The sequence below is a fragment of the Phenylobacterium sp. genome (assembly GCF_965229015.1).
In the GTDB taxonomy this organism is placed as follows: domain Bacteria; phylum Pseudomonadota; class Alphaproteobacteria; order Caulobacterales; family Caulobacteraceae; genus Phenylobacterium.
Map to the genome: position 1 here is coordinate 1,968,630 of NZ_CBDDIM010000001.1, position 25,320 is coordinate 1,993,949.

Genomic DNA, 25,320 nt, shown 5'->3' on the forward strand with positions numbered 1-25,320 from the left:
GAGCCCCGTCGCAATCAGCGCCGCACAACCGCGACCCGGCCGAGGATCAGAACGAGGCCCGGCCGGCGCCGCGCCCGGAGGGCGGCAAAACCCGTGCGCGGGGCGGGTGGGCTTTGCTCCCCGTGATGTTGTGCTGCCCGAACCGTCTACTCACGCGCCTCGCCTTCGGACATGGAAGCGGGGGTGGCGCGGGCCGCCTTCGGTATCGAGACCACGATCACGTCTTCGGCGTGCAACCAGTCGCCTCGATCACGCCCACAGGGACAGGTCTTCGCAATGCGACCGCCGCACGTCGGACAGGCGTAGGAAACGTGGCCGCCCGCTTGCCGAGGCGGTTCGGTATCGATTCGGCTCATCTTACGGTCTCCAGGCGTGCTCTGTGGCGCCGCCGGTTGGTGGAAATTGAAGACGCTCCCCCGACGCTCGCCGGGGGAGCGCTTCAGCCCCATGGTGGTGGGGGCCTACTTCGCGCCGGCGGGGGATCCGGCGCGAGATTTGACCAGCGCGCCAAGGTTGCCCGACGGAATTGGCGCAGCCTTCGGCTGTTTCGGCTTTCGCGGCTCTCGGCTGCCGGTTCGGTTCTTCTTGGACATGTGGCTATCCCAACCCGTGCGTCAGGCGCAAACCTGCGACCCTGCAATCCGGCAAGGTCTGCGCGCCTGGCGACAGGCGCTAATGTTCATGAGATGACGAGATTGTTCGCGCCGAAGCGCGATCATTCGCCAGTATATCAAGGTTTTCCCTGACCCCGGAACGCCAACGCGTTCTTACAGGATCAGGGTTAAGTGCCTGGGATCAGGCAAATGGGCCGGCGCTTGGCCAAGGCACAGACTTTGTACTGCATAGCGTCATCTTGGACGATCTAGCCGAGAAGTCAAACCTGACCCTCGCAGCCTTGCGCATTGACACAAGGTTGTTACGCAAGGGCGGATCGCGCGCTCAGCGGCCGTGTCGGTCATTTCCAGGCGGTCGTCTTCAGTGAAGCGGCAGAGCGCGGCTACGGTCTGCGGCTGTGACAGATGGCCTTGGCGCGTTCGCCCTTGCGGCTGATCCGCATCATGCGGTTGTCCAGGACGGCTCTCAGAGCGGCACTCTGAGGGCCTGAGGCACAGCTGGGCGCTGATCAGGGGGCAGCCTGTTGATCTCACGCTCGATCGCGAAGAATTCGCCGGTCCGTTCGAGCGCTACGTCAAAGGCGATTTGGTCTTGGCGTGCACCTTGGAGATCTCCGGCCACGCATACCGGTCGCCTCATGATCCGCGCTTCGACATCGTGTCCGCCATGCCCTCAACGGACACCCGGTCGCCTACCTCCGTGACCTTGACCTTAGCCCTCACCCTCAACAGGGGGTTTTGAGCGGACGCGTAGGGAGGCGGCTAGGTCCTCGCGGGCTTCGGTTAACCCCGGCGCCCTGCGCTCGATGGCTGCGACCGTGGCGTACAAGAGCTCCCTCGGTGATCCTCCCACCCCTATCTTGGCGCAATCCGGCCTGGCTGCGGCGCGCGCCTTGGTTCGAGGAGGAAATGGCGCCCTACCGGCGCACCCAGGTGGCCGTCCTCCCGGGCGACAGGGCCCCGACCGATGAACTGCCGCCGTCACGCTCCTGATAGAGGAGGCTCTCGCCGACCCTCTTGACCCCGGTCGTAAGAACGGCGGGCCTGACGTCGCCAGGGCCCAGCAGGTGAAGGACCTCCGCCCCGTCGGCGAGCAGATAGTCGGCGATGATGCGGCGATGGCATCTCCACCAGAGAACCTCCGAACACATGATTGCACAGGTCTGTTGCGCCCCCACCGCGATCAGTTCGGCCAGCCCCGCCTGGAACGCAGGCGTCGTCGCGTAGTCGGAGTAGTTCCGAAAGCTCTTGTTCTGCCAGAATGTGTTCGGCGAGGCGCGCAGCATGGGCTCGCGCCCGCGCAGCCCGCCGAGGGCCGCGATGTGGCGATATCCGATCTGCCGTCGATGGAGTTCGCCGGACAGGGCGTCGATGTTGAATTGCGGATTGGCGCGTGAACGAGGCAGCTTGCGGACATCGACGATGGTTTGGGCTCCCACCTCGTGGAGCAGGCCCGCGATCTCGTCGACCGACCGGGTGGAATGTCCGATCGTGAAGAACGGGCGCCGAGCCTCTTTCGCCTTGATCATGCCGACGATCCCAGCGCCTTCCCGCCTATCCGGTCCGCGCGCCTTGCGCTTACGTCAATCGCTCAATCGCGTGAGCGCCTCACCGCGGTGAAGAGCCACGTGGTCGGTCTTGCTGCTCTTGATCTCGTATTGGGGAGACGTCGAGCTCGCATGATGTGTATGACCCTTGTAATCGACATTCTGGGTATGAATCCGGATGATCGCGCCGCTGACGCGGCCAGCTTCCGAGTTCCAACTCACCAGGTCCCCCACCTTGAACCGTTGGACCACCAAGGCCTCCTTCTGTGCTAGCGGCGCGGCGTCAGCTTGATCTGGCGACACCTTCCGACGTTGCTCAGCGGATATGGCTTCTTGTGGACCTTCATCTGTTGCGCCGCCCTCATTGTCCCACCTTGAAATTACACGCTGACGCAGCTTCGCAGCGTCCTGAGAGTCATTGGTTTCACTGGACACGTGGCGATCTCCCCACTCGGCTGGTCTCAGAGAGGAACCAGGGGCGCCGTCTCGTCTCATCGATCCCTGTCTCGATGAGGCTCCCGCATGCCCGGTGGTTAAGGCGAAACACGCCACCTGTGGATCGGTGGGCAAGACGGTCGATCACGCCGAGGCTCCGGCAGGTGTTTATGTCGTATTGCGATATTAATGCGCGGTGGCCGGATAGGTTGCGGCCGCATCTCAGACTTTGCACACGGCTTGAAGCGTGTCGTGGATACGATCGAGGAGCGCGTTCAACGTGAACGGTTTGACAATCAGCAGGTCGCTCTGGCGCGATGGTTCCGCCGTGCGTGGAGTCTCGGGCGGGTATCCGCTCATGAAGAGGATCTTGAGCTCTGGTCGGCGACGGCGTGCGGCCTCAGCGAGTTCGCGCCCGTTCAGGCCTGGCAGACCGATGTCGGTGATCAGCAGGTCAATGTGCGCCTCGGATTCCAACACTTCGAGCCCGGCCGCGCCGTCCGTCGCCGAGATCGCACGAAAGCCTTGGTCTTGCAGAACCTCCATCACCATGGCGCGCACAGACTGTTCGTCCTCGACGACGAGGACGGTTCGCCCCTGCCCATGGGGGTGTTCGTTGCGCGATATTGGCGCGTCGCCGAAATCCGTAAACTCCGCGAGGGACCGTGGAAGATAGAGTCTGATCGTCGTGCCTTCGCCGATCTCGCTGTTGATCTCGACCGTGCCGCCAGATTGCCGCGCGAAGCTGTAGATCATCGGGAGCCCCAACCCAGTCCCCACGCCTTGCGGCTTGGTCGTGAAGAAGGGTTCGAAGGCGCGGCGTGCGACATCGGGCGGCATGCCGGAACCGGTGTCCGTGACCGCGAGGAACACGTAGTCGCCGGCGGCGATGTCCAGGCGTTTCGAAGCCGCGGCGGTCAACCCGACCTCGCCGGTTTCAATCCGCAGTCGCCCTTTGGCGGGGATTGCGTCGCGTGCGTTGATAGTGAGGTTGAGAATGGCGTTTTCGAATTGGTTCGGATCGCAGACCGTCCGCCACCCGCCACCGGGGGATACCAGCTCAAGCTCGATCCGCTCGGAAATGGTCCGGCGGAGCAGGTCCTCCACGGACGCGACCAGCTGGCCGATGTCGACGAGTTTGGGCGTCAGCGGCTGACGGCGAGAGAAGGCGAGGAGTCTGTGCGCCAGGGCCGCGGCCCGGGTCGCCGAGGTCATCGCCGTGGTTGCAAGGCGTTGGATATCTTGCGTCTGTCCCCCGCTCATCCGGCGTTGCATCAGGTCGAGGCTCCCGATGATCCCCGTCAGCAGATTGTTGAAATCATGCGCGATACCTCCGGTGAGCTGTCCGACGGCTTCCATCTTCTGGCTCTGACGCAGCGCCTCCGCGGCGGCCTGCCGCTCAGCGATCTCGCCGTTCAGGGTATCCAACGCGCTGCCGAGCGCCTCAGTCCTTTCAGCGATGCGCGCTTCCATCGTGTCGCTGAGTGTCTGCAGGGCGACAACGGCCCGCACGCGTTCGGTCTGCTCGATGATGATCGCGACCACGCCGCCCCATTCGCCATTGTCGTCAGGTATCGGACTGAAGTCGAAGTCCAGCCATCTAGCGGCCTGGCTATCGTGAGCTGCGACAGGGCGGTGTCGCACAGACAGGGACTCCCCGCGCAGCCCCGCCAACACTGCGTCGCCTAGGGTGTCTGCGATTTCCGGCCAGGCCGACCCGCGTGGGGATCCGAGGAGATCGTCCCGACAGCCGGTCAGGGCGTCATAGGCGTCGTTGTAGATCGCGACGCCCGCACGGCCCCAGTAGATCGCCATGGCGATCGAAGAGTGCAGCATCAGGTCCACTGACGTGCGCAGGCAAGCTGGCCAGCGCTCTATGGCGTCAAGGCCGCTCGACGCCCAGGGGTAGGCCCGGATCCGGTCGGCCATCGACCCCGGAGCTCGAGGCCAAGGCGCACCCCGCGGGCAAGTCGCCGGCTCGACGGCTGAACCAGCCGGTTCAGCGGGGCTCGATCGCGGGCGCTCACTGCGCCCGCCCTCAGGCTCCAGCGCGCTCATCCCTGATCACCCGCATCGCCGACAACGCGTCGCACATCTGATCGAATCATGGAGGCGGGATCAGCAGCCGGGAACCTGCCGGCCAAGGCGTCGCCAAGCGCGTCCTGGAAGCGGCGCCGGCAGGGTGCGTCACTTGAGCGCTGTGGACGGCGCCGCTCGACCTCAGAGGCGTGGAAGCCCTCGTATTGACCGGCTGGATCTGCGTGGCCGGGTTCGTGCGTCGCACGTCGGACCGGAGGTCTGCGGTGTTCGCCGTTGGCGAGTTGACAGCCGCCGCGGCGCGCCAGGCGGCTCTTCGGGTTCGGCAGAATGTGACCGGACATTTGCTGATCACCGTCGCCCTACGGCCGCTGGTGGGATCTCCCTGGAGATCGACGTTCGGGGCATGAGCAAATCCCTCTGGGTCTCAGACAGGTCATCAAGCCGGCCCCGAGATGGAGAGCGCGCTGATCAAGGGGGGCCGCCAGCGCTGTAATAGACGATCAGGTTGGCGAAGCAGGCGCCCGTGAAGCTGAAAGCCATCAGCATGACACCGACGATCCGAAAGACCGACGCGAGCTCCTCGAACTCTGACGCGGTTGCGACCTCAGGGCTCGTCGGCCGGAGCCGCCAGGTCCTTAAGGACCGCAGGAAGCTCTTTCGGAATCCGATGTGGAAACCCAAGATCACAAGGATCCCGGCGAGAATGTCGACAAAGACAAGCGCCGCCATCAAAACCGTCTCATCTTGAGGGCCCGAAGAAGTGGTGACAGGCCCACTTCATTCAAACCCGATGGTCCACGACCCATAACTATCGTGATACGATATATAGGTCGGGTGGGGCATATTGCAAGCCATCCGCGGTCTTTGATGCCCCGGGTTCGGTCGAGGGATGTGGCGCGGGTGGATGTCCAGGCCCTGACATGGCCGCCCTAGGACACGCCTTGCGCGGTCGCCATCGTGTGGACGGTCCAGTTCGATGGGTCGAAAGCCAATATGCGGGAAACTCTCATCACCCGGCTTGCTGCGCCCATTTATATCGGGATACGATATTATGAAGTGTGACGCGTGGCCGCCCGGCGCGCGATGCTGGAGATCTGAGATGGCGTCGGCCGCAGAGCAACTCGCCGCGAACCTTAACTTGCGCGCCTTCCGCAAGGCCACAGAACTGCACAAGCGGATCGGGTTCACGGTCCTGGCGATGGTGATCTACCGGACAGGGACCTACATCCCCATTCCGGGCATCAACCTGGCGGCCTTTTCCAATCTCTTTAGCGGCCAGACCCAAGGCATTCTGGGGATGTTCAACATGTTTTCCGGCGGCGCCGTCGAGCGCATGGCGGTCTTCGCGCTGAACGTCATGCCCTACATCTCGGCCTCAATCATCGTGCAACTGCTAGGGACGGTCTATCCACCCTGGGAAAAGCTGCGGAAGGAGGGCGGTGAAGTCGGCCGCAAGGCCCTCAACCAGTACACCCGGCACCTGACGGTGGCGCTCGCTCTGCTACAGTCCTTTGGAATCGCCGTTGGACTCCAGGCCAGTCCCGGGCTGGTGAATGAGCCGGGCATCTTCTTCTTGGTGTCCACGGTCGTGACGCTAACGGGCGGCGCCCTCTTCCTGATGTGGTTGGGCGAACAGGTGACCGCCCGTGGGGTCGGCAACGGTGTCTCGCTGATCATCTTCGCAGGCATCGTCGCGGTGCTGCCGCGCGGCGTCTGGCAGATGCTCTCCATGGTGCGAACCGGCGCCCTACCCGCCGCCGCCATGTTCATGATCGGCGCTCTGGCGGTCGGCGTGATCCTGGTGATCGTCTTTATGGAGCGCTCGCAACGTCAGCTCCTGGTGCAGTACCCCAGCCGCCAACAGAGTTTCCGCATTCTGGGGGGCGACACGTCCTTCCTCCCGCTGAAGCTGAACACGTCGGGCGTCATGGCGCCGATCTTCGCCTCGTCCCTGCTGCTGCTGCCGGCCACCGCCCTGGGGTTCCTGGCCACGGCGAACCTTCCCGACCAGCTCAAATGGCTGCCGTCGATAGCTGGCCAACTCCAGCATGGCCGCCCCGCCTTCATGCTGCTGTACGGCGCGCTGATCGTGTTCTTCTGCTTCTTCTACACCTCAGTTGTCTTCAACCCCGCCGAGACGGCCGAGAACCTACGCAAGCATGGCGGATTCCTGCCCGGCATCCGGCCCGGCAAATTCACGGCGGAGTATCTGGACTTTGTCCTGACCCGGGTCACGGTCCTTGGTGCGATCTACATCACCTTGGTCTGCCTGCTACCCGAAGCGCTGATCGCCTTCTATAGCGCACCCTTCTATCTGGGCGGCACCTCGATCCTGATCGTGGTGAGCGTCACCATGGACACCGTGACCCAGATCCAGTCCCACCTGCTGGCGCACCAGTACGAGGGTCTGATCAAGAAGTCCAAACTGCACAACCGTCGTGGCGCGCCTCCCCCCGGCTGACGCAAATGTCTGGTGATCGTTCTGCCAAGATCGAAGCATGATACGGCGCCGCGCCATGCCCCGGTCCCCGGCGGTAAGGCTTCAAGATCCTCGAGCGTCAGGCGCGGGACCACACTGAACGCCTCGGGACCCGACCTGACCACATAGCCGACGCCACCAGGACGCCGCCCTAACACTGGCCAGGGTGAGGGCTTGCCGGAGGCAGGTCATGGAAGTGCGTTTCTTCGGCATCCCAATCGTTCGCCGGCGGCCGAGGCTCCGGTCGGCCGTTTGGCCATTCGGCCTTGATCATGCCGGACGGCGTTCTCGGTGTCGCGATCGCCGCAACCATGCGGACTCCATGGGCGGCAGGGGGCCGGTCGGCTTCACGCCACGGCGCGCCATTTTGGGTGAACCAACGCTTCAGGTCAGCCATGACAAGCATCTTTGATCCTCCCCTGGACCATACATATCGTAGCACGATCTATACGGTCGCGTTCAATGGGCGGCCGTAGGATGCGAGCGGTTAGCGCCGGGATCCCGACATGAACAACAACAGGAGCTGGAAGAGGTTGACGAAGTCGAGGAACAGGCTCAGCGCGCCATAGTTGGTGGCGACGGCCATCTCGGCCTGGTCGCCGCCGAGCTGGTAATAGGCCAGCTTGAGCCGCTGGGTGTCATAGGCGATCAGGCCCGCGAAGATCAGCACGCCGGCCGCGTTGGCGACGAAGGCGATGGCCGGGCTGTGAAACAGCAGGTTGACCCCGAGGGTCGCGACCAGGCCCACCAGGCCGACGGTCAGGAAGCTGCCGATCGCAGTCAGGCTAGTCTTGGTGACGTATCCCACCAGGCTGAGCGCACCGAAGGCCGTCGCAGTGATCAGGAAGGTCGTGGAGAGCGCGGCGCCTGTGTAGGTCAGGACCAGCAGGCCCAGCGAGGCGCCGATCAGCGAGACCAGGGTCCAGTAGAGGGCCGCGGTACTCGCCGCCGTCGGCCGCTTCAGGGCCATGCCGGCGTTCACCAGGACCAGGATAGGCGCCATCGCCACCAACAGCCCCCACCCGGTCAGGCCGGCGGGAAGTTCCGTCGTCGCGCTCCGGAACAGCAGGTCCCGCATAACCGGCACGCCGGAGGTCGCGTGCGCCAGGCCCGCCGCCAGGGCCAGACCCAGGGAGACCTTGCCATAAATCCCCAGCATGTAGCTGCGCAGGCCCATGTCCACGGCCATGTCGGCGGCCGTCACCTCAACCTTCGGCCTATAGCCCCCGCTGATCTCGCTCATCGTCCATAACTCCTTCCAGGTTCCGCGGCCAAGGCCGCCCTACGCCTGGCCCCGGCGCCCTTCGGCCGAGACCCCTTCATCTCTTGCGAGCCCTCTCCGCGGCGCGCGCACGCGACGGCATAGCCTTGGGCGAACACCTGGGCGCAGCGTCGCGCCAGCCGCTCGATCTCGTGATCGTCCGGCGTCCCGGGGATACCCTTGAGGATCATCAGTTGCGGCCGGGCGATCACCAGGTCGAGGCACAGCTCTGCAGCAGCCTGCGGGTTGTCCACGGCCAGGCGGCCACGCGCCGTCTCCACCGACAGGAACTGGGCCAGCCGCTGGATCGGCGTGCGCAGGGTGGCGCGATGCAGCCGCCGCGCTTGCTCCGGCGCGTGACTCAGGGCCTGGACCAGCGCCCGCAAGGCCCGGCGATAGCGGGGCTGCGATATCTGGGTCAGAAGATCGCCTGCATACCGCGCCGGCGTTTCTTCCGGGGCGGCGAAAGGATCCGGCCAAATCAGCGAGGTTTGGAGTTCGACCTGATGCGTCCGGACCAGCACCTCCACCAGCTTCTGCTTGGCGGCAAAGTGGTTGTAGATCGTCTGCCGGGAAACCCCGGAAAATTGGGCGATGTCTTCCAGGGACGTGCTCGCGCCGCGTTCGGACAGCGGCACGATCGCGGCCTCAAGAATGGCCTCGTGCTTCCCTCGATCGATCGAACCTCTTGGCCGGCCCATTCGCCAACTCCCTAAAACCAATATATCTATCGTGTTACGATGTTTCAAGCCGGTCGAACAGGAGTTGGAGTATGAAGATTCACCTGATGCCTGACGGATGCGGACCTCGAGAGAATCCATGAGCAAGAGCCAAACGCCCAAGCGCACGGCAGGCCGGATCACCCCGGCGGACTACCAGGCCCTGGCCTCGTTCCGGCATGGCGTGCGGCGCTACCTCGCCTTCGCCGAGGCCGGGGCGCGGGCCGCCGGGCTCACCTCGCAGCAGCACCAGGCTCTGCTGGCGATCAAGGCCAATCCCGGCCCTTCGCCCATGTCCATCGGCGAGCTCGCCGAGCAACTGCTGATCAAGCACCACAGCGCGGTCGAGCTCGTAGGGCGTTTGCTGAAGGCCGGGGTGATTGAACGCGCCGAAGACGAGGAGGACCGCCGCCGGGTGTCGCTCTCCCTATCGCCCGCTGGCGAGAAGACCCTGGCGGCGCTGTCGGCGAACAACTTGCGCGAACTCCAGGTCTTGGCGCCGGCCTTCTCGGGCCTGATGACCCAGATCGATCTGCTGACCCGCTCGGCCGCGCCGGAAACCTCAGACTAGAGGAACCGCCGCCGGCCCGGCGCGCGCGTCCAGCGCCGCATTGGCGCGGTCGATATTGACCAGGTGAGCCTCGAACATCGCGCGCAGCATGCCATGCAGGCGATCGTCGCGCACCCGGGGAACCAGGACCTTCAGCTTGCGCACGACCCACCCCTGGCCACGATTGACGAACGCCAGCCGCGCGTCGAGGTCGGAAATCTCCATGGCCTTGCCATAGAAGTCCCCAACCTTGGTCGAAGGCTCGGCGCCAAGTTCCTTCAGGGCGGCGAACAGCGCCTTGCACCAGCGCGCCTCATCTTCATGGATGAACCGGGCCAGGGTCTTCAGCTCGGCGTCCCGGGCCTGGGCCGCAAGCCGCGCCCCAACCCGGGCCCCGGCTCGCTCAGCCTCAAGCAAGGCGTTGAGCTCCTCGATCAGCTCCTCGCGCGAAGCAAAGCCCATATAGGTGTCGTCGGCTTCGCGCGCGTAACAGGCCGCAGAGGCCACCTCGATGGTCGGCGACGCGCCCGCTGAAGCGCGGTCGGACCTCAGCAGCCCCAGAGCCTGCGCCGCGATTTCCCGCAGCCGCTCGCCGGCCGGGGGGATTGACTGGATCGCGCCAGCCCCCTGCCCCGCATAGAGGGCCATGGCCTCGAAATCGCCGGTCATGGAACGCAGCGGGGAGTCGGTGCTGAACAGGAAGATGTTGCGCGCGCCCTCAGCGCCGATGATCTGCCGCTCGACAACGTGAGGGTCGCCCCGTTCGCCGCGGGTGACGCTGTTGGGCAGGACCCGGACAGCCGCCCGTGCCGGCCAGTTGATATGGAAGTCCTCGGTGTGCACGGTCTCGCCGGAGGTCGCCTGGAGGATTCGGACCTTGTGATAGTCGTGGGCGAAGGACTCCTGGGTGGCCAGGAAGGCCGTGCCCAGCACCGCTCCCTGGGCTCCAGCCGTCAGCACCGCGGCCAGGCCGGTCCCGTCCACCAGGCCGCCAGCCGCCAGTACCGGCAGACTCACCTGCGTCAGGACATCGCGTAGCAGGGGCAGCAGCGCCATCTCGCCGCGGACATGACCCCCGGCTTCCCAGCCCTGGCAGATCAGGATATCGGCGCCCGCCCGCTCGGCGGCCCTGGCTTCGGCCGCAGACCCCACCTGACAGATCACAAGAATGCCGGCCTCCCGCAGGCGGGCCACACTCGGCGGCGAGAGATCCCAGAACAGGGCCACCGCATGAACCTGGGCCGCGATACAGGCGGCGAGCTCCGCCTCCAGCAGCGCCGGCTTGGTGGCGGCGGGTATCAGGTTGACGCCGAACGGCCGCGCCGTCCGCGCCCGCACCGCCTCGATCTCAGAGGCGATCAACTCGGGCGCCTCGCGCACCATCCCCAGGAATCCGAATCCACCCGCCTGCGTCACCGCCGCCACCAATTCTGCCCGGGCGACGCCGCCCATGCCGGCTAGGACGATGGGCTGTTCGCAGCAGAGCAGGTCGCAGACGGGAGTGTGCAGATCCATACCGATCTTCCTGGCTAGCGGGCTTGGTTGACCCGAAGCTTGTCCTCCGCTTTGCCCTCGACCTCCGGATATCGCCAGCCCTCGTTCTCCCCCTTGGCCGCGGCGTACTGGCCCTCCACGAAGTCCCAGTTCACCAGCCCATCCCACCAGCTGGAGAGAAAGGCGGCGCGGTTGTTCTGGTGATCCAGATAATAGGCATGCTCCCACAGGTCGCAGACCAGCAGCGGGGTGACGCCCTCCTGCGTGATGACCGTCTCCGCGTCATGGGTGGACAGCACCGCAAGCCCGCCCGCCTTGGCCACCAGCCAGACCCATCCCGAGCCGAAGTGGTTGATCCCCTCGGTGACGAAGGCGGTCTTCAGATCGGCGACGTCGCCGAAGACCTCCAGGATGGTGCGCTCCAGATCGCCCCGCGGACCTGCGGGGTTCGGCGACATGCAGGCCCAGAAGAACCCGTGGTTCCAGGCCTGGGCGGCGTTGTTGAACAGCTTGACCTCGCCGGCGCGCGCGGCATGGCGGACGATACCCTCCAGGTCCGTGGGCCGCGGGACCTTGTCGGCCAGCAGCAGGTTGCCCACCTCGACATAGCGGGCGTGGTGCTTGTCGTGGTGGAACCGCATCGTGGTTTCGGAAATCACCGGCGCCAGGGCGTCGTAGCGATAGGGAAGGTCGGGAAGGATGATCGTCATCGCCTTGCACTCCTGATGGCGCCCGGGAGCCGAGCTCCCGCCCGACACTCAAACATCGGGTAACGATATAATAAAAATCGAGACATGTCTCAGAGCTTTCATGGGTGAACAACCCTCCTTCTGGAGCGTGACGACGCGCAGATGCAGATAGGGCTTCAGGGTCTCTCAGCCTTGCGGGAAGCGCGGCTTGGCGCCCTCGTTCGACAAGCTGGGCGGAATGATCACCTCCTCGCCGGCCTTCCAGTTCACCGGAGTGGCCACCTTCTCCGCGCCGCTGAGTTGCTGGCTGCCGATGGCGCGCAGAAGCTCTGCGAAGTTGCGGCAGGTGGTCGGCGGATAGGTCAGGATGACGCGGACCTTCTTGTCGAGGCCGATCACCTAGACGGCGCGGGCCGTCGAATCAGAGGGCGCTACGCGACATCCACGCCATGGAAGTGATCGGCCGAGGCGCGTCGCCAACTCGTGGCATAGAAGCTCTCTCCACGGACGCCATCGATCAGTTCGCCGGGTTTCAGGAAGGTATGCAACTGGTCGAACTGCTTGATCTCGGTGGCGCTCACCCTTCGCGCCAGATGCTGTGGCCTTAGGTCGTCTGGGTGATCCAGACCGGCGGCCGCCAACATGTCGGCCAGCGCACGCAAGGTCAGCCGATGGAAATTGCAGACCCTCTGGGCCTTGTCGGTAACCACCAGGGCGGCCTGGCGACGCCTGTCCTGTGTCGCGATGCCCGTGGGACACCTGTTGGTGTCACAACTCACCGACTGCACGCAGCCTAGAGCGAACATGAACCCGCGAGCCGCATTGGCCCAGTCGGCGCCGATGGCCAATACGCTCGCGATGTCGAACGCGCTGACGATCTTGCCGGCGGCTCCGATACGCACCCTGTCCCGCAGGCCCGTCCCCACCAGCACGTTGTGCACGAACAGCAAGCCCTCGCGCATGGGGGTGCCGATGTGGTCGCTGAACTCGGTGGGCGCGGCGCCGGTGCCGCCCTCAGCTCCGTCCACCACGATGAAGTCCGGCGTTATCCCAGTGGCGAGCATCGCCTTAACGATCCCCATGAACTCCCAGGGCAGGCCAACGCAGAGCTTGAATCCCACCGGCTTGCCGCCGGACAGTGACCGCAACTCGGCGATGAAGCGCATCAGCTCAACCGGCGTTGAAAATGCCGTGTGACGCGACGGCGAGATACAATCCCGTCCGAGCGGCACATCGCGGGCCGCCGCGATCTCAGGCGTCACCTTGGCGGCCGGTAGAACTCCCCCATGCCCAGGCTTTGCGCCCTGGCTCAGCTTGATCTCGATCATCTTGACCGATTCCAGGGCAGCCTGCGCCGCGAACTTCGTGCGATCGAAGGCGCCTTCTTCGGTGCGACAGCCGAAGTAACCACTACCCACTTCCCAAACCAGGTCGCCGCCGGCCTCCAAGTGATAGGACGAAATGCTCCCCTCACCGGTGTCGTGGCTAAATCGCCCCATCTTCGCCCCGGAATTCAAGGCCCGAATGGCGTTGGCGCTGAGCGAGCCAAAGCTCATCGCCGAGATATTGAACACAGAGGCCGAGTAGGGTTTTGCGCAATGTGGTCCGCCGATGGCAATGCGGAAAGTCGCCGGATCAGCTGCGATTGAAGGGACCATCGAGTGCCCCACAAACTCATATCCATGGCGGTAGACGTCCAATAACGTTCCGAACGGATGTTCTCCCGCCTCGCCCTTAGCGCGTTGGTAGACCAGCGAGCGCTGGCTGCGCGAAAACGGGGCGGCGTCCTGGTCGGACTCCAGAAGGTACTGGCGAATCTCCGGCCGAACGAATTCAGCGATCCAGCGGATATGACCAATCACCGGGTAGTTCCGCTGGATCGAATGCCGCCGCTGCAGCAGGTCGTGAAGGCCCAGCACCGATAACGCCCCGAACACGGCCGCGGGGAGCCCGAGCCATGGCCAAACACGGCTGGCTGCCACGGAGCCGACGAAGAGCGCCAAGCACAAACTGAACGCCGAATACCGGCTGGGGGCGTTCAAATCCGGCTCCTCCAAATGCATGCCCTGCAGATCATTTGCGCGATGAGGACGGGAAGTCCGCGAGACGACGTTGAGGGCTTCGAGATAGCGAAGCGACTCTCATGACGGCTCTTCCTGAGCGACCTCCAGAATCTTGATCGCCCTCAACCGGCCGTCTGGACCGGCCCACCTGAAGACCGCTCCCTCCCGCAGGCCGACAAGGGCGCCGCCGATCGGACTGAACAGCGAGACTTCGTTCTCCTCGGGGTTCTCGCTTCCCGGTCTAACCACCCGGACGCGTCGCTGGCGCTTGGTTCGCAGATCCTTGTAGACAACTGTCGAGTCGAGCCGAACAAACTCGCAATCATCTGTCTCGGGCGCGACGCTCAGCCGATCGAACTCCTCGAGGAACAGGTGAGCCTCGGGCGCCATCTTGCGGGCCCTAGACGCGATGCGCCACAGCTCCGCCAGGTCCGAGCGCCTCACGTAGACCGGCGGCCGGGAAAACATCGTGTCATTGAGTTCAGGCAAGTTCATTCTCCTCAGGACTCTCGGCGGCTGACGCCAGCAATGGCGAGCCTAGGTCGATCTTGGCTTTTCGGACCGAGCGCGAGAAACCCAGCAGCAGTCGTGCGAGTTCGGGTTCGTGAACGAGTTCGGCGCCACACGCGGGCGCGCACCAGCGCAAGACTCGCTGGCCCTTCTCACGGAAGTCGGGGCTGAAGCCTTGGACGAGTAGGCCAAAGACGGTCACCCGACACCGAATAGGCCCGCCATGCTTCAGTCCCTTGACATAGGGGTAGCTGCCGATCGGCTGCGGCGGCTCGATGCGACCCACGACCCCGGCTTCCTCCATAGCCTCACGCGCTGCGGTCTGCGGGCCGGTTTCTGCGCCATCGGGCCATCCCTTTGGCAGGACCCAGCGCCCCGTTCCGCGCGACGTAATCAGGAGGACATGGGGCCGGTTCTCCTCATCGACACAGTAAGGCAGAGCCGCGTATTGACGCCGCACCGCTCCGGAGCCGGTCATCGCCAAGGCCCTTGCCTCCTGGCCAGCGCAGGACGTACGCGCAGAGGCGCCCATCGCGCCTGCCGCATGCCCATCGGAATGGCGCGAGCGCCCGCCGACCGCTTGGTCTCCGCTTCGGGTCTCTCGCCAAGCGGCAGGGATCCGACATGGGCCTCGCGACGCGCGCTGGCGCAGAGGATGGGATCAAGAATCGACACGACACGTCCTTCAGTGAGGGCATGTCGCCCCACAGGATTCATCTAAGCGGGAAAGGTCTTTCGCTGGGTCGCCTCGAACTCACGGCGTCAGCCGTAAAGAGTTCGAGGTTAGAAGGGCGCGGCGTTGCTGCGCGTATATTTTGGCTCGAAAGCCCAGGCGGCGAGATTGCACATGATGGTCGAAGGATGACCGGGGCGACGGAAAAAGTCAAACCGAGACGCTCGCCCTTGTCTAAGCGGGGGCGTTGACTTCCTGTGATAAGCGGCCATCTTGGTGGCATGCGAACCTCGCCTCCTCAGTCGCGTCGGCTCTGCCACGCCTGCCGCCTCGTCAAGGGCGCCGCCCCCCGAGCCTAGTTCATCCCGAACTCGGTTCGGGGTCGCGTCAGGCTGAACTCTCGCCTGCGTCTTGATCGCAACACCCCATGCCGCAGATCTTCCGCTATCGCGCGGAGGACGCATCTGCGCGGCTGGGGCTTCAATGAGGAAGCACCTATGTCACAGAACCTGTGGGATCATCACCGCCGCCTTGAAGATCTTGAACTCGTTTTCGAGGCCTTGCGCGCTCAGGTCTTCGGCGCGCCGGGCGATGAACTGGCGCTGCGGAGCGCCGTCCAAAGGTTGAACGCGCGTGGGGCGAAAGGCGCGGCGCAATTGCTCGCCGGGGACCGCGCCTCTGCACCCTACAGGCGCTGAGGCGGCTGTCGTGCACGAGACGCCCCCGACCCACATGGATCGGCGTGGGCCGCGCATCGCCTTGCGGCGCGCCGATCGCCAGACCCTGCTCGCCATCGCCTATGGGGGACTGCTGAGTGACACTAGGGGCGCCGGGGCGCTTCTCTATGAGGTGTCTCGGGCCGACCTCATAGGTGACGACGCGAAGGTCCCGCAGACCGCGACCCTTTGGTCACGGGTCCTCTTCCTCGATGACATCTCGGGTTCGCATCGCATGATCACCCTGGTCCCTCCGGAGCAGGCGCACGGCTCGTCTGCGCGCGTCTCAGTGCTCAGCCCTGTTGGCGCCGCCCTGGTCGGACTTTCCAAAGGCCAGCGAATTTCCCGTCCAGATCGCCACGGCGGCGAGTTGAGCCTGACCGTTCTGACCGTCCTGCCACCGCATCAAGGGCCTGGAGGCCAAACATGAACTCAGTTGAGCAGACCCCGCGGCCGGCAGGCGAACCGCCCGCTCCGACGCCATCAGTTCCGCCCCTGCCATCCGGTGTCGTGCCGTTTCACCGGCCAGCATCACCGCAACCGTCTACGCCGGCCCCGCCGCCGGACAATCCCTCGCCCCCCAGCGCAGCCTAGGGCTGCTTTCAAGAGGCTCAAATGATCTCACATCCTTCGTCTTCGGCTCGGCCGCCCGCGGTCTACATCACACGCGCGGACTACGAACAACTCAGTCCACGCGCTGAGGCCCTGCGTCACACCGTCGTCGGCCAGTCGCTCCAGACGGAATTGGAGCGCGCGATCTTGGCGCCGGACCGTAGCACCCGCGCCTTCGTCAAGCTGGGCTCCACCATCGCCTATGAGGATCTTGCCAATGGCGCTGTGCGCCGCCTGAAACTGTGTTTGCCCGAGGACGCCAGTCTCGATGATATGCGGCTTTCCGTTCTGACACCGGTCGGCGCGGCTCTGATTGGCGCGAGCGTCGGACAGGTTTTCGAATACGTTGTGTCGGACGGTCGCGTTCGTCGATTGCGTGTGCTGGAGGTTGGCGATGACGCCTGACCTCCTCTGGCGGCGGACGGACATCGCAGCGGTGGCGGCCACAGCCGCCGCGAAGTCCAGGACGGTGTCGTGGACCTCGCAACTGAACTGGTCTGGACAGGGATGATGGTGAGATTGCGCGTGGATGCACGAGGCCGACGCTATCGGGAATCGCACGTGATCATGTGAGGAGCCGCGCCTTCGAAGCCGCGGCCGACGATATCGCCTGGAGGCGCGCTGTTGGAGGGTTGGCGAACCTTCTCCATCGACGCGGTCACGGTCCCTGACCAGGACAGAGCGGCGCTTCGCGAAAGGCGCCTTGAGCCCGATCAGATCGGCGAAGACAGGGGCGCTCAGATCGCATGGGACATCGAGCGTCGGGTCGTCCAGGTCGCTGCGGCGGAAGGCCGGCTCCAAGCGGGTCGCGTCGCGACCGTCACGGAGATGGATGGCGTCGGTCTTGAGCCCCCGGAGGCGCATTGCGCCGAGGCGGCGCGTGGGCGCCCTGATCGAGGTCGAGTTCCTCCGCCCGAGGTCGAGGCCCGCGCGCCCGGGTGATCGCTCGCCAGCCTGCGCCGTGGCTAAAGGACGGCGTCCATGGCGGCCAGCAGCTTGGCCGGGTCGATGGGCTTGGCGACCGTGCCATCCATGCCCGCCTCCCGGTAGGCATCCCGCTGGTGGGTCATGACATTGGCGGTCAGGGCAAGGATCGGGGTCGGCGCTCCGATCCGCCCACCCTCCTCCCGGCGAATGAGCCGCGTCGCGGTGATGCCGTCCATGACCGGCATCTGCACATCCATGAGGATCAGGTCCCAAGTGCCGGTTCGCCAAGCCTGAACAGCCTCCTCGCCGTCATTGACCACGACCGGCGTGACCCCGGCCTGTTGAAGGATCGCCTGGATGACGATCCGGTTCACCGGATTGTCTTCGGCGACGAGGACGCGGAGGTCATCGGCGGCCGCCAGTTCGACATCGTCCGGGCGCTCGGCTTGAGGCGCCGCGGCGTCCTGCCCCTCCAGTCGCACAAGGGGCAGCCGTGCGGTGAAGGCTGAACCGGCGCCCTCCTGGCTCTCAAGGGTGATCTCACCCCCCATCAGGCGCGCCAATTCCTGGGAGATCGCCAGGCCCAGCCCCGTACCGCCGAATTTCCGGGTGATCGACGGATCGGCCTGGGTAAACTTCTGAAACAGCTCGCCGAGCTTGGCCGCCGAGATGCCGATCCCCGTGTCGCGGACCACGAGCCGCAGCTGGCCGTCGGGGATTGAGACCTCGAGCGTGATCTGGCCCTGGTCGGTGAACTTCAGCGCGTTGGAGCAGAGGTTGTTGACGATCTGCCGGACCCGGGTCGGATCGCCACGGAACCGCCCCTCCGCCTCCGGACTGACCACACAGGAGACCGCCACGTCCTTTTCCGCGGCCAGGACCGTGAGGCTCGCCTGGGCGGAACGAACGATCTCGGCCAGATCAACCTCCCCGGCCTCAAGGGTCAGCTTGCCCGCCTCGATCTTGGAAATGTCCAACAGGTCGTCGAGCAGGCTGAGCAGGATGCCGCCCGACTGCAGGATGATCTGCACCTGGCCTTGCTGACGTTCGCTCAGAGCCTCCTTGGACAGCACCTGTCCCATGCCCAGGATGCCATTCAGGGGCGTGCGGATTTCGTGGCTCATCGCGGCCAGGAAGCTGGACTTCGCCTCATTGGCCGCCCGCGCGGCGTCACGGGCGCTGATGAGATCGAACTCGGCGAGCTTGCGGTGGGTGATCTCCTGCAGGGCGCCGATCAGGCGGACCGGCTTGCCGGCGCCGTCCCGCTTCAGCGACGCGGCCGACCGCACCCAGACCTCTAGTCCGTCCTCACGATGGATCCGGCACTCGATATTGAAGGGACTTCCAAGCTCCTCGTGAGCTTGCCACGCCGCGATCGCCGCCTCGCGATCCAGCGGATGGATCAGGGCGAAGGGATCACGCGCAAAGGCCTGATAGGTCTGGCCCTGGCCAAGGAAGGAGTCGGCGGCGCCCAGCTTGGTCAGGGTGCGCTGCGCGTAGTCCACCTCATAGACGTGCAGATTGGCGATCTCCACGGCGACATGCAGGCTCTGCTCGGCGCGCTCGGATCGCTCCAGGGCCGCCCTGATGTCCGCGAACGCCGCGGCTTCGACCACGAGCCTCTGCTCTCGGCCTGAGGCTTCGAAGGCGGCCTCCATCTCCTTGAGCCGATCTTCGAGGTGCTGGTGAAACGCGGCGGCCTGCGCCTCCAGCCTCAGCCTCTCGATCCCGTCCTCACGAAACCCCTCCGCGGCCCTGGCGATATCGCCGATCTCGTCGACCCGGTCGGCGCCCGAGACCTCGACATCGAACCGCCCCTTGGCCATCTGCCGAAGCACCTCGTTCAGGCGCCTCAAGGGGCGGGTGATGCTGCGGGTCGTGAGCCACCCCGCCAGCCCCGCAAGGACGACAAGGGCGGCGAGACTGAGGGCGATCTGCACCTCGACCCGTTGCATCTGCCGGCGCGTGGTCTGCAGGTCCGACGACAGCAGCGCGCCCTGGCCGCCGGCCAGGCCGGCGTCGCCCGTCTGGCCCACCAGCAAGGTCTGTGACCGCCGGAAGAGGGGCAGGACCTCGGCCCTGAACCCCTTCTCCACGGCCGCGCTGTTCCCACGCTCGGCGGCCTCAAGGGTGGCGGCCTGCGCCGCCTTCAGCTTCGGCAGAATTGCAGACAGCTCGCGCCAAGCGGCCCGGTTCTCAGAATTGGTGAGCCCCGGGGCCAGCCCGTTCATCGTCGCGCTCAATGTGTCGATACGATCCCACTGCCGGTCCCATTCCCGACGCATCGATGGATCATGGGTGATGATGTAGCCGCGCAGCGCATTGGCCGAAGAGACGGTGGCGCTGGACAGCCGCAAGGCCGCCAGAGCCGTCGGCGCCCGAATCTCATCCCCCAAGCTCACGCGCCGAACCGAGTCATGGACAAGCGGCAACATACCGCCCACGGCCACCACCATCAGGACGACAATGGCGCAGAAGCCCAGGGCCAGTCGACCGCCGGTCCGCAGGTTCAGCCGCATGTCTTGGCCCTCCGGCTCCCCCGAAGGGAGCATTCCGCTGCAGCGGGGTTTGAACCCGCTGTTGCGAAGGCCCTTGCCCCGGTCTCCTGCCGATCTCGCGGCCAAGTCAGCCTAGGCCCACGCGCGCGGCGGCGCATTGAGGCTTGCCCGCGCCGGGGTTGACGGCCATCAAACCGTCCCTCCGTAGACGCCGAAAATGCTCGCGAGGAAGGCGACGGTGCGCCGCGGCCGGTAGCCGTCATGGAATCCTCGCCGCGCCGAACGTCCTGGCCGAGCGTCACGCTATCGCCAGGGCGCGGTCATTCGAGGCTGTGGAGGTCGTCCCGCCGGGCGGCCGGGTCGCTGGAACCACGCCTGGGGGCAGGATCTCATCAAGGCCTATCAGGGTGACGATCCCGGTCTCAGTGGTCATGACCCCGCGCACGAAGTGACGCACGTCCTCCGCGCCCACGTCCGGCGGCTCCTGCAGCATCTCGTCGGTGAGCAGGAGAATGTCGCAGACGGCGTCGACGAGGAGGCCGATCTGGCGGCCGTTGATCTCGGCCACCACCACCACCGAGGAGCTGTCGGCGGAGGTTGGCGCCAGACCCAGGCGGGCCCCGAGGTCCACCACCGGCAAGATCACGCCGCGCAGATTGATCATGCCGCGCACATAGGGGGGCGCATGCGGCAGCGGCGTTGAGGTCGCCCAGCCGCGGATTTCGCGAACCGACATGATGTCGATGGCGAATTGCTGGTCACCGATCCGCACGGTGATCAGCTCCGCGCCGGCGACGGGAAGCTTGGCGAGCTGCGCCATGGTCAGAAGTCCTCCCACCCGTCGCTGGAGGCCGCGCCGCCGCCGAGGCTGGCGGCCACCTTCTGGCGCATGGCGCGCGCCGGAGAAGGCCGCGCCATCGCCTCATCCGACACCAACCGCGGCCCAGCCCCTCGGCTTGAGGCGCCAGGGCTCGGGGCGCCGCCGACCTGGAACTTACCGATGAGCTGGATCAGCCCGCGGGTCTCGCCCTTCATGGAGTGGGTGGCGGCGGTGGCTTGCTCCACCATGGCGGCGTTCTGCTGCACCACCTGGTCCATCTGATTGACCGCCACATTGACCTGGGCGAGGCCGGTGGCCTGCTCCTGGGCCGAGGCCGAAATCGCCGAGATCACCGTGTCGATCTCCGCCACCTTGGCGACGATGGACTGCAGGGCCTTGCCGGTCTCGCCCACTAGGCTGACGCCCTGGCCCACCTGCTGGGAGGAGGCCGAGATCAGGGTCTTAATCTCCTTGGCGGCTTCGGCCGAGCGCTGGGCGAGCGCCCGGACCTCGGAAGCCACCACGGCGAAGCCGCGACCGGCGTCCCCGGCCCGGGCGGCCTCCACCCCGGCGTTCAGGGCCAGCAGATTGGTCTGGAAGGCGATCTCGTCGATCACCCCGATGATCTGGCTGATCTGGCGCGAGGAGTCCTCGATCTCGCCCATGGCCTGGACAGCCTGATCGACCACCTCGCCGGAGCGCTGCGCCTCGGCCTTGGCCGCCGCCACCGCCGTGCTCGCATGGTGCGCGCCCTCGGCCGTGGTCTTCACCGTCGCGGTGATCTGGTCCAGGGCCGCCGCGGTCTCCTCAAGCCCCGCCGCCTGCTGTTCGGTGCGCCGCGACAGGTCGTCGGAGGCCTGGGCCATTTCGTCGGAACTGGCGCCGATGCTGGAGGTGGTGGCGGCCACCGCGGTGACCGTCTCCTCCAGGCTGGAGATCGCGGCGTTGAAGTCCCGCTTCAACTCGGCGTATTCCACCGCCACCTCCTCCAAGAGCCTGGCGGTGAGGTCCCCCTGGGCCAGGGCCGAAAGCTGCCGGGCCATGGCCTGGACGACCAGCCGTTGCTGTTGACCCGCCGCCTCGAAGGCGGCCTCGGTCTCCTTCAGCCGGGTGTCGAGATTGTTCTGGAACTCCTTGGCCTCGGCCTCGAGCGCGGCGCGGGCGAGGCCGTTCTCGCGAAACACCTCCGCGGCCCGGGCGATGTCGCCGATCTCGTCGGCGCGATCGGTCCCGGTGATCTTGAGGTCGAACCGGCCGCCCGCCATCTCGCGTAGGAGGTCATTGAGTCGGACCAGGGGCCCGGCGATGCTGCGAGTGGTCACCCAGCCCGCAAGGCTGGCCACGACCACCAGCCCGGCCAGGCCCAGGAGAACCGCCAGGCGGGTATGCTCCATCGCGGCCCGCGCCTCCTTCAGCTCCGACGAGAGCAAGGCGCTCTGCCGGCCTGCCAGGCCCGCGTCGCCCTTTTCCCCCACCAACTGGGCCTGGGTCTGTTGAAACAGGGGGAGGACTTGGGTCTGCAGGGCCGCCGCCGAGGCCGCCTGGTCGCCGGCGTCGGCGACGCCGAACACGGAGGCCTGGGCCGCCTTCAGCCTGGGCAGGACCTGCGACACCGATCGCCAGGCCTGCTGGTTCTCGGCGCTGGTGAATTGCGGCGCCAGGCGCTGCATGACTGCCGCTTGCCGGTCGATGGCCTGCCAGTGTTGCTCCCATTGGGCGCGCATCGCGGGGTCGCGTGTGATGATGTACCCGCGCAGGGCGTTGGCGCTGGCGACGGTCTCAAGCGAGAGCTTCAGACTTGTGGTGGCCACGGGGACGCGGAGTTCATCGCCGGTGGTCACGGTTCGGAGCGCATTCTGAATGAGGGGAGCCGCCACCCCGACGACAATCAGCATCACCAAAACGATGGCCGAGAAGCCCACCGCCAGCCGCCCGCCCGTCCGCAATTTCAAGGACACGATCAAACCTCCCCCAATGATTTGAGGAGAGATTTGAAAACTAGAGATAATTTTTGATTAATATTGGCCATTACCCATACAGGGGTGCGACACAATACCTCAATCTCTGGTCACGATTCGAAACTCTACATCAAATTGTACAGTACACACTAAGGTATATATCTTTAGATACACGATAAATCTCCGGACCGACGAGCCTAGTCTGACGACCCGCCCCCTCCATGAGCCCGCGCCTTGGTCGAGGCGGCCGCCGGCGCGGCGGAAGGGGGGGAGAGGAGCTTCAGGTCCGGCGCGCCGCAGTCGTCCCAGCCCCATGGACTTGGCGACCGCGGTCCGTATGGCGCTGAGACGGGGCGCCGTCATCGGATAGTCGAGGGGCAGTCCCCATTTCGCGCGATAGGACGCGGGCGTCAGGTTGCGGCTGGCGAGATGGCGCGTCAGCATCTTGTAGGGCCTGCCATCCTCGAAACTGATCAGCGCCTCGGGTGTGATGCTTCTGTGAATCTCATCTGGGGTGGGAGGGCGCGGACGGCCTCTGGCGCCAGCCGCCCAGAGCCGTTGCTCGATCTCGGCGAAGGCGGCGTGGACCGACGCCAGAAGTCCCTCGACCTCGCCGGCGGGCAGTCGATTGTGACCCAGATATGCCACGACGACTCGATGGGTGAGCGCGATGCTCAGGACTGATTGCGCGCCGCCCACGCTGGCCCCCGATCCGAGAAAAGTTCCGCCACAATGGCCACATGGCGTCGCAGATATGCCGATATCCGGCCTCGCCTCAACACCCCCTCGTTAGAACAAACTGGAGGATTCCCCCTTCCCCAACGCCAAACTCCCCCCACACCTAGTCAATGGGCGTATATCGTTCGGTGTATTGTCTATCTATGCAGGACAAATACTTGACCAAAGATGACAAGACTGCCCTCTTCCTATGGGCGCGCTCGGGTATTGACAAAACCATCGGTTGTTCACCTGACAATAGTCAATCGGATGCCTGGCGATGTCGGATACTAGTGCGGCGCCCGCTGGCCTGAGCTGCCAAGACAGCCCCGAGGTTGTGATTTCAGCGCCTTTGGTGAGGGGCGGCGTGAAAGGGGAGTTCAGGCGGATATGTCGTTGGTCGTGGAGGAGAAGCCCATATGTCGATCAGCCCTGGGCCAAATTCTCCTCGAATGCCGCGGCGGCGGACACCCACGCTTCGCCTCGTCGATCGAGGAGGCGATCAGCCAGATCTCCGCCCTCAGGCCGAGCCTGACGCTGGTGGACCTCTTCACGGCGAATTATGACTTTCAGAAGCTCAAGCAGCTCGTCGCCCACGCCAAGCCCGGACTGGTGATCGTCATTGACGATCGGCTGAATCCTGCCTTTGCGAGTCTTGCGAAGTGGGCGGGAGCTGCCGGCTATCTGACCAAGGACGTCGATGCGGAGGGGGTCAAGCAAGCGATCACCGGGGCCATCGAGGGCGGCGGCAATTTCCCCACCGCCCCGGCGAGCGGTCAGGCGCCAGGTGAGACCCGCGGACTGTCGGTCCGTCAGCTTGAAGTGCTTGCGCAGCTGGCTCTGGGGAAATCGAACCAGGAGATCGCAGAGGCCCTCGGAATTTCGACCGGCACCGTCAAGACCCATGTACACACCGTCCTGACCTTGATCGGCGCTCGAAATCGGACCCATGCGGCCCTGATCGCCGCGAGATTCCTCGGCCCGTCAACCGTTCGATAGGGCTCCCCGCGGCCCCACCGGACCGGGCGCGCGCTAATCACCCGGCCGGTCGAACATGTCGCCGAGCTCGGTCGCATCGAGACCGTCCGAGACTCGGGGGCCCCGAGCGGCAGACCGTTACGCTGTCTGGAAGGGACCGGAGCCGCAGGTGATTGGACTCCATCGGGTTGGCGGGAAGCTGATGCAAGCGCCGGGCGGGCCCGCGCCTCCCCCAAAGCCAAGCCTGATGTGATTGCGACGGGTCCGTCTGCTAGACTGTACAGATTCGGTCCTAGATCGAATGCCTCGCCTAGGCCGATGAACTGCAGGCGCGGTCCATTCCGTCCTCTTCGGCCGATATACGCGCTAGGTTTCTCGACATCGCCCGCTACTGGCGCGATTTCGCGCGACAGGCTCTCGCGCAGGAGGTGACGTTCGCACCCGGACCGCCCAAACGTTGGATTTGAATTGGCCAAGCCGGCACGAAGGTTCTAGGCGACCAGGGTCTTTGACGGCGGAGGGGGGTGACGCATGGACGAGATCAAGGTCGGGCCAGATCCCGTCGATATTGTCGTTGGCACGCGAGTGCGATTGCTCCGACAGGCGCGGAAGCTCTCGCAGGGCGCGCTCGCGGAGGCGATCGGCGTAACCTTTCAACAGGTGCAGAAGTACGAACGCGCCACCAATCGCATCAGCATCTCAATGCTGGCCAGAATCGCCAGGGCGCTCGACACGACCATACCTGAGCTGGTGGGCGAAGGCGCCGACGACCAGCGTCCCCTCGACGCCCTCCTCCAGTTCATGGGCGAACCTGGCACGCTGGATCTGGTTCGGGCCTTCACGGACATTCCGCCGGGAGGTCGCCGGCGCGCGATCCTGGACCTGGTGCGGGCGATGGCGGACACCGATTGAAGATCGGGTCGACCTTCCAGCTTGATCTGCTGACCTAGCCGCCGGTACCGCTGAAGGCTGATCTCACTTGGAGGTGGCTCAACGATTCCGAAGCCTTGGCTCACTCGT

Annotated in this window: 24 protein-coding genes and 1 pseudogene; 6 read left to right on the forward strand and 19 right to left on the reverse strand. The window is 65.4% G+C overall.

The window, feature by feature from the left end; translation table 11 throughout:
* Positions 1-461 precede the first annotated feature (461 nt).
* The 5 genes from ACO06I_RS09880 to ACO06I_RS09900 all read right to left on the reverse strand — a co-directional run bounded on the left by ACO06I_RS09880 (position 462) and on the right by ACO06I_RS09900 (position 5,365).
* Positions 462-593, reverse strand: coding sequence for a hypothetical protein (locus ACO06I_RS09880; RefSeq protein WP_421932401.1), 132 nt, complete (start codon positions 591-593; stop codon positions 462-464).
* Between the two features lie 938 nt (positions 594-1,531).
* Entirely contained in the window at positions 1,532-2,143 is a 612-nt protein-coding gene (locus ACO06I_RS09885; protein ID WP_421932402.1) for a DUF488 family protein, read from the reverse strand.
* A 54-nt stretch (positions 2,144-2,197) separates the two neighbouring features.
* The gene (locus ACO06I_RS09890) at positions 2,198-2,596 is read right to left on the reverse strand and encodes a DUF2945 domain-containing protein (RefSeq protein ID WP_421932403.1); all 399 of its coding nucleotides are present in this window, start codon (positions 2,594-2,596) and stop codon (positions 2,198-2,200) included.
* 222 nt (positions 2,597-2,818) lie between these two features.
* Positions 2,819-4,525, reverse strand: coding sequence for an ATP-binding protein (locus ACO06I_RS09895; RefSeq protein WP_421932404.1), 1,707 nt, complete (start codon positions 4,523-4,525; stop codon positions 2,819-2,821).
* Positions 4,526-5,104: 579 nt separating this feature from the next.
* Positions 5,105-5,365: a hypothetical protein gene (locus tag ACO06I_RS09900; protein ID WP_421932405.1), complete on the reverse strand. Its 261-nt coding sequence runs from the start codon at positions 5,363-5,365 to the stop codon at positions 5,105-5,107.
* Positions 5,366-5,735: 370 nt separating this feature from the next.
* On the opposite strand from ACO06I_RS09900, the gene secY reads away from it, so the two are divergent.
* Positions 5,736-7,097 (forward strand): preprotein translocase subunit SecY, encoded by a 1,362-nt coding sequence (secY, locus tag ACO06I_RS09905; RefSeq protein WP_421932406.1) that lies wholly within the window; start codon positions 5,736-5,738, stop codon positions 7,095-7,097.
* A gap of 169 nt (positions 7,098-7,266) precedes the next feature.
* Here the strand turns inward: secY and ACO06I_RS09910 are convergent, their stop codons facing one another.
* The 3 genes from ACO06I_RS09910 to ACO06I_RS09920 all read right to left on the reverse strand — a co-directional run bounded on the left by ACO06I_RS09910 (position 7,267) and on the right by ACO06I_RS09920 (position 9,197).
* Positions 7,267-7,512, reverse strand: coding sequence for a hypothetical protein (locus ACO06I_RS09910; protein ID WP_421932407.1), 246 nt, complete (start codon positions 7,510-7,512; stop codon positions 7,267-7,269).
* 90 nt (positions 7,513-7,602) lie between these two features.
* Positions 7,603-8,358, reverse strand: coding sequence for a Bax inhibitor-1/YccA family protein (locus ACO06I_RS09915; protein ID WP_421932408.1), 756 nt, complete (start codon positions 8,356-8,358; stop codon positions 7,603-7,605).
* Entirely contained in the window at positions 8,355-9,197 is an 843-nt protein-coding gene (locus ACO06I_RS09920; RefSeq protein WP_421932409.1) for a TetR/AcrR family transcriptional regulator, read from the reverse strand. Before ACO06I_RS09920 ends, ACO06I_RS09915 begins: the two co-directional genes overlap by 4 nt.
* On the opposite strand from ACO06I_RS09920, the gene ACO06I_RS09925 reads away from it, so the two are divergent.
* Positions 9,196-9,666 carry a MarR family winged helix-turn-helix transcriptional regulator gene (locus ACO06I_RS09925; protein ID WP_421932410.1) on the forward strand — a complete coding sequence of 157 codons (471 nt, stop codon included), beginning with the start codon at positions 9,196-9,198 and terminating at the stop codon, positions 9,664-9,666. The genes ACO06I_RS09920 and ACO06I_RS09925 overlap by 2 nt on opposite strands.
* On the opposite strand, the gene ACO06I_RS09930 is transcribed toward ACO06I_RS09925, so the two are convergent.
* The 7 genes from ACO06I_RS09930 to ACO06I_RS09960 all read right to left on the reverse strand — a co-directional run bounded on the left by ACO06I_RS09930 (position 9,658) and on the right by ACO06I_RS09960 (position 15,730).
* Positions 9,658-11,160 carry a nitronate monooxygenase gene (locus ACO06I_RS09930; RefSeq protein ID WP_421932411.1) on the reverse strand — a complete coding sequence of 501 codons (1,503 nt, stop codon included), beginning with the start codon at positions 11,158-11,160 and terminating at the stop codon, positions 9,658-9,660. The two genes, ACO06I_RS09925 and ACO06I_RS09930, sit on opposite strands and share 9 nt — an antisense overlap.
* A gap of 14 nt (positions 11,161-11,174) precedes the next feature.
* Complete coding sequence (locus tag ACO06I_RS09935) at positions 11,175-11,849, reverse strand: superoxide dismutase (RefSeq protein WP_421932412.1); 675 nt, start codon at positions 11,847-11,849, stop codon at positions 11,175-11,177.
* A gap of 165 nt (positions 11,850-12,014) precedes the next feature.
* Positions 12,015-12,227 (reverse strand): hypothetical protein, encoded by a 213-nt coding sequence (locus tag ACO06I_RS09940; protein ID WP_421932413.1) that lies wholly within the window; start codon positions 12,225-12,227, stop codon positions 12,015-12,017.
* A gap of 32 nt (positions 12,228-12,259) precedes the next feature.
* Complete coding sequence (locus ACO06I_RS09945) at positions 12,260-13,870, reverse strand: FMN-binding glutamate synthase family protein (RefSeq protein WP_421932414.1); 1,611 nt, start codon at positions 13,868-13,870, stop codon at positions 12,260-12,262.
* Between the two features lie 99 nt (positions 13,871-13,969).
* Positions 13,970-14,380 (reverse strand): GreA/GreB family elongation factor, encoded by a 411-nt coding sequence (locus ACO06I_RS09950; protein ID WP_421932415.1) that lies wholly within the window; start codon positions 14,378-14,380, stop codon positions 13,970-13,972.
* Positions 14,373-14,879 carry an NUDIX hydrolase gene (locus ACO06I_RS09955; protein ID WP_421933618.1) on the reverse strand — a complete coding sequence of 169 codons (507 nt, stop codon included), beginning with the start codon at positions 14,877-14,879 and terminating at the stop codon, positions 14,373-14,375. Before ACO06I_RS09955 ends, ACO06I_RS09950 begins: the two co-directional genes overlap by 8 nt.
* A gap of 695 nt (positions 14,880-15,574) precedes the next feature.
* Positions 15,575-15,730 carry a hypothetical protein gene (locus tag ACO06I_RS09960; protein ID WP_421932416.1) on the reverse strand — a complete coding sequence of 52 codons (156 nt, stop codon included), beginning with the start codon at positions 15,728-15,730 and terminating at the stop codon, positions 15,575-15,577.
* A gap of 76 nt (positions 15,731-15,806) precedes the next feature.
* Here ACO06I_RS09960 and ACO06I_RS09965 point away from each other — a divergent pair, with 76 nt between their 5' ends.
* Both ACO06I_RS09965 and ACO06I_RS09970 read left to right on the forward strand, forming a co-directional pair.
* The gene (locus tag ACO06I_RS09965; protein WP_421933619.1) at positions 15,807-16,220 is read left to right on the forward strand and encodes a GreA/GreB family elongation factor; all 414 of its coding nucleotides are present in this window, start codon (positions 15,807-15,809) and stop codon (positions 16,218-16,220) included.
* Positions 16,221-16,405: 185 nt separating this feature from the next.
* A complete protein-coding gene (locus tag ACO06I_RS09970; protein ID WP_421932417.1) occupies positions 16,406-16,807 on the forward strand; it encodes a GreA/GreB family elongation factor in 402 nt (133 codons plus the stop codon).
* A 560-nt stretch (positions 16,808-17,367) separates the two neighbouring features.
* On the opposite strand, the gene ACO06I_RS09975 is transcribed toward ACO06I_RS09970, so the two are convergent.
* From ACO06I_RS09975 to ACO06I_RS09990, 4 genes and pseudogenes are all read right to left on the reverse strand, one after another.
* Positions 17,368-19,848 (reverse strand): ATP-binding protein, encoded by a 2,481-nt coding sequence (locus ACO06I_RS09975; protein ID WP_421932418.1) that lies wholly within the window; start codon positions 19,846-19,848, stop codon positions 17,368-17,370.
* A gap of 358 nt (positions 19,849-20,206) precedes the next feature.
* A pseudogene (locus ACO06I_RS09980) lies at positions 20,207-20,647 on the reverse strand (chemotaxis protein CheW); the annotation flags it as partial.
* Between the two features lie 2 nt (positions 20,648-20,649).
* Positions 20,650-22,605, reverse strand: coding sequence for a methyl-accepting chemotaxis protein (locus ACO06I_RS09985; RefSeq protein ID WP_421932419.1), 1,956 nt, complete (start codon positions 22,603-22,605; stop codon positions 20,650-20,652).
* A 99-nt stretch (positions 22,606-22,704) separates the two neighbouring features.
* Entirely contained in the window at positions 22,705-23,304 is a 600-nt protein-coding gene (locus tag ACO06I_RS09990; protein ID WP_421932420.1) for a MucR family transcriptional regulator, read from the reverse strand.
* Between the two features lie 408 nt (positions 23,305-23,712).
* Here ACO06I_RS09990 and ACO06I_RS09995 point away from each other — a divergent pair, with 408 nt between their 5' ends.
* Positions 23,713-24,321, forward strand: coding sequence for a LuxR C-terminal-related transcriptional regulator (locus ACO06I_RS09995; RefSeq protein WP_421932421.1), 609 nt, complete (start codon positions 23,713-23,715; stop codon positions 24,319-24,321).
* A gap of 510 nt (positions 24,322-24,831) precedes the next feature.
* Positions 24,832-25,212 carry a helix-turn-helix domain-containing protein gene (locus tag ACO06I_RS10000; RefSeq protein ID WP_421932422.1) on the forward strand — a complete coding sequence of 127 codons (381 nt, stop codon included), beginning with the start codon at positions 24,832-24,834 and terminating at the stop codon, positions 25,210-25,212.
* The last annotated feature ends 108 nt before the right edge of the window (positions 25,213-25,320 follow it).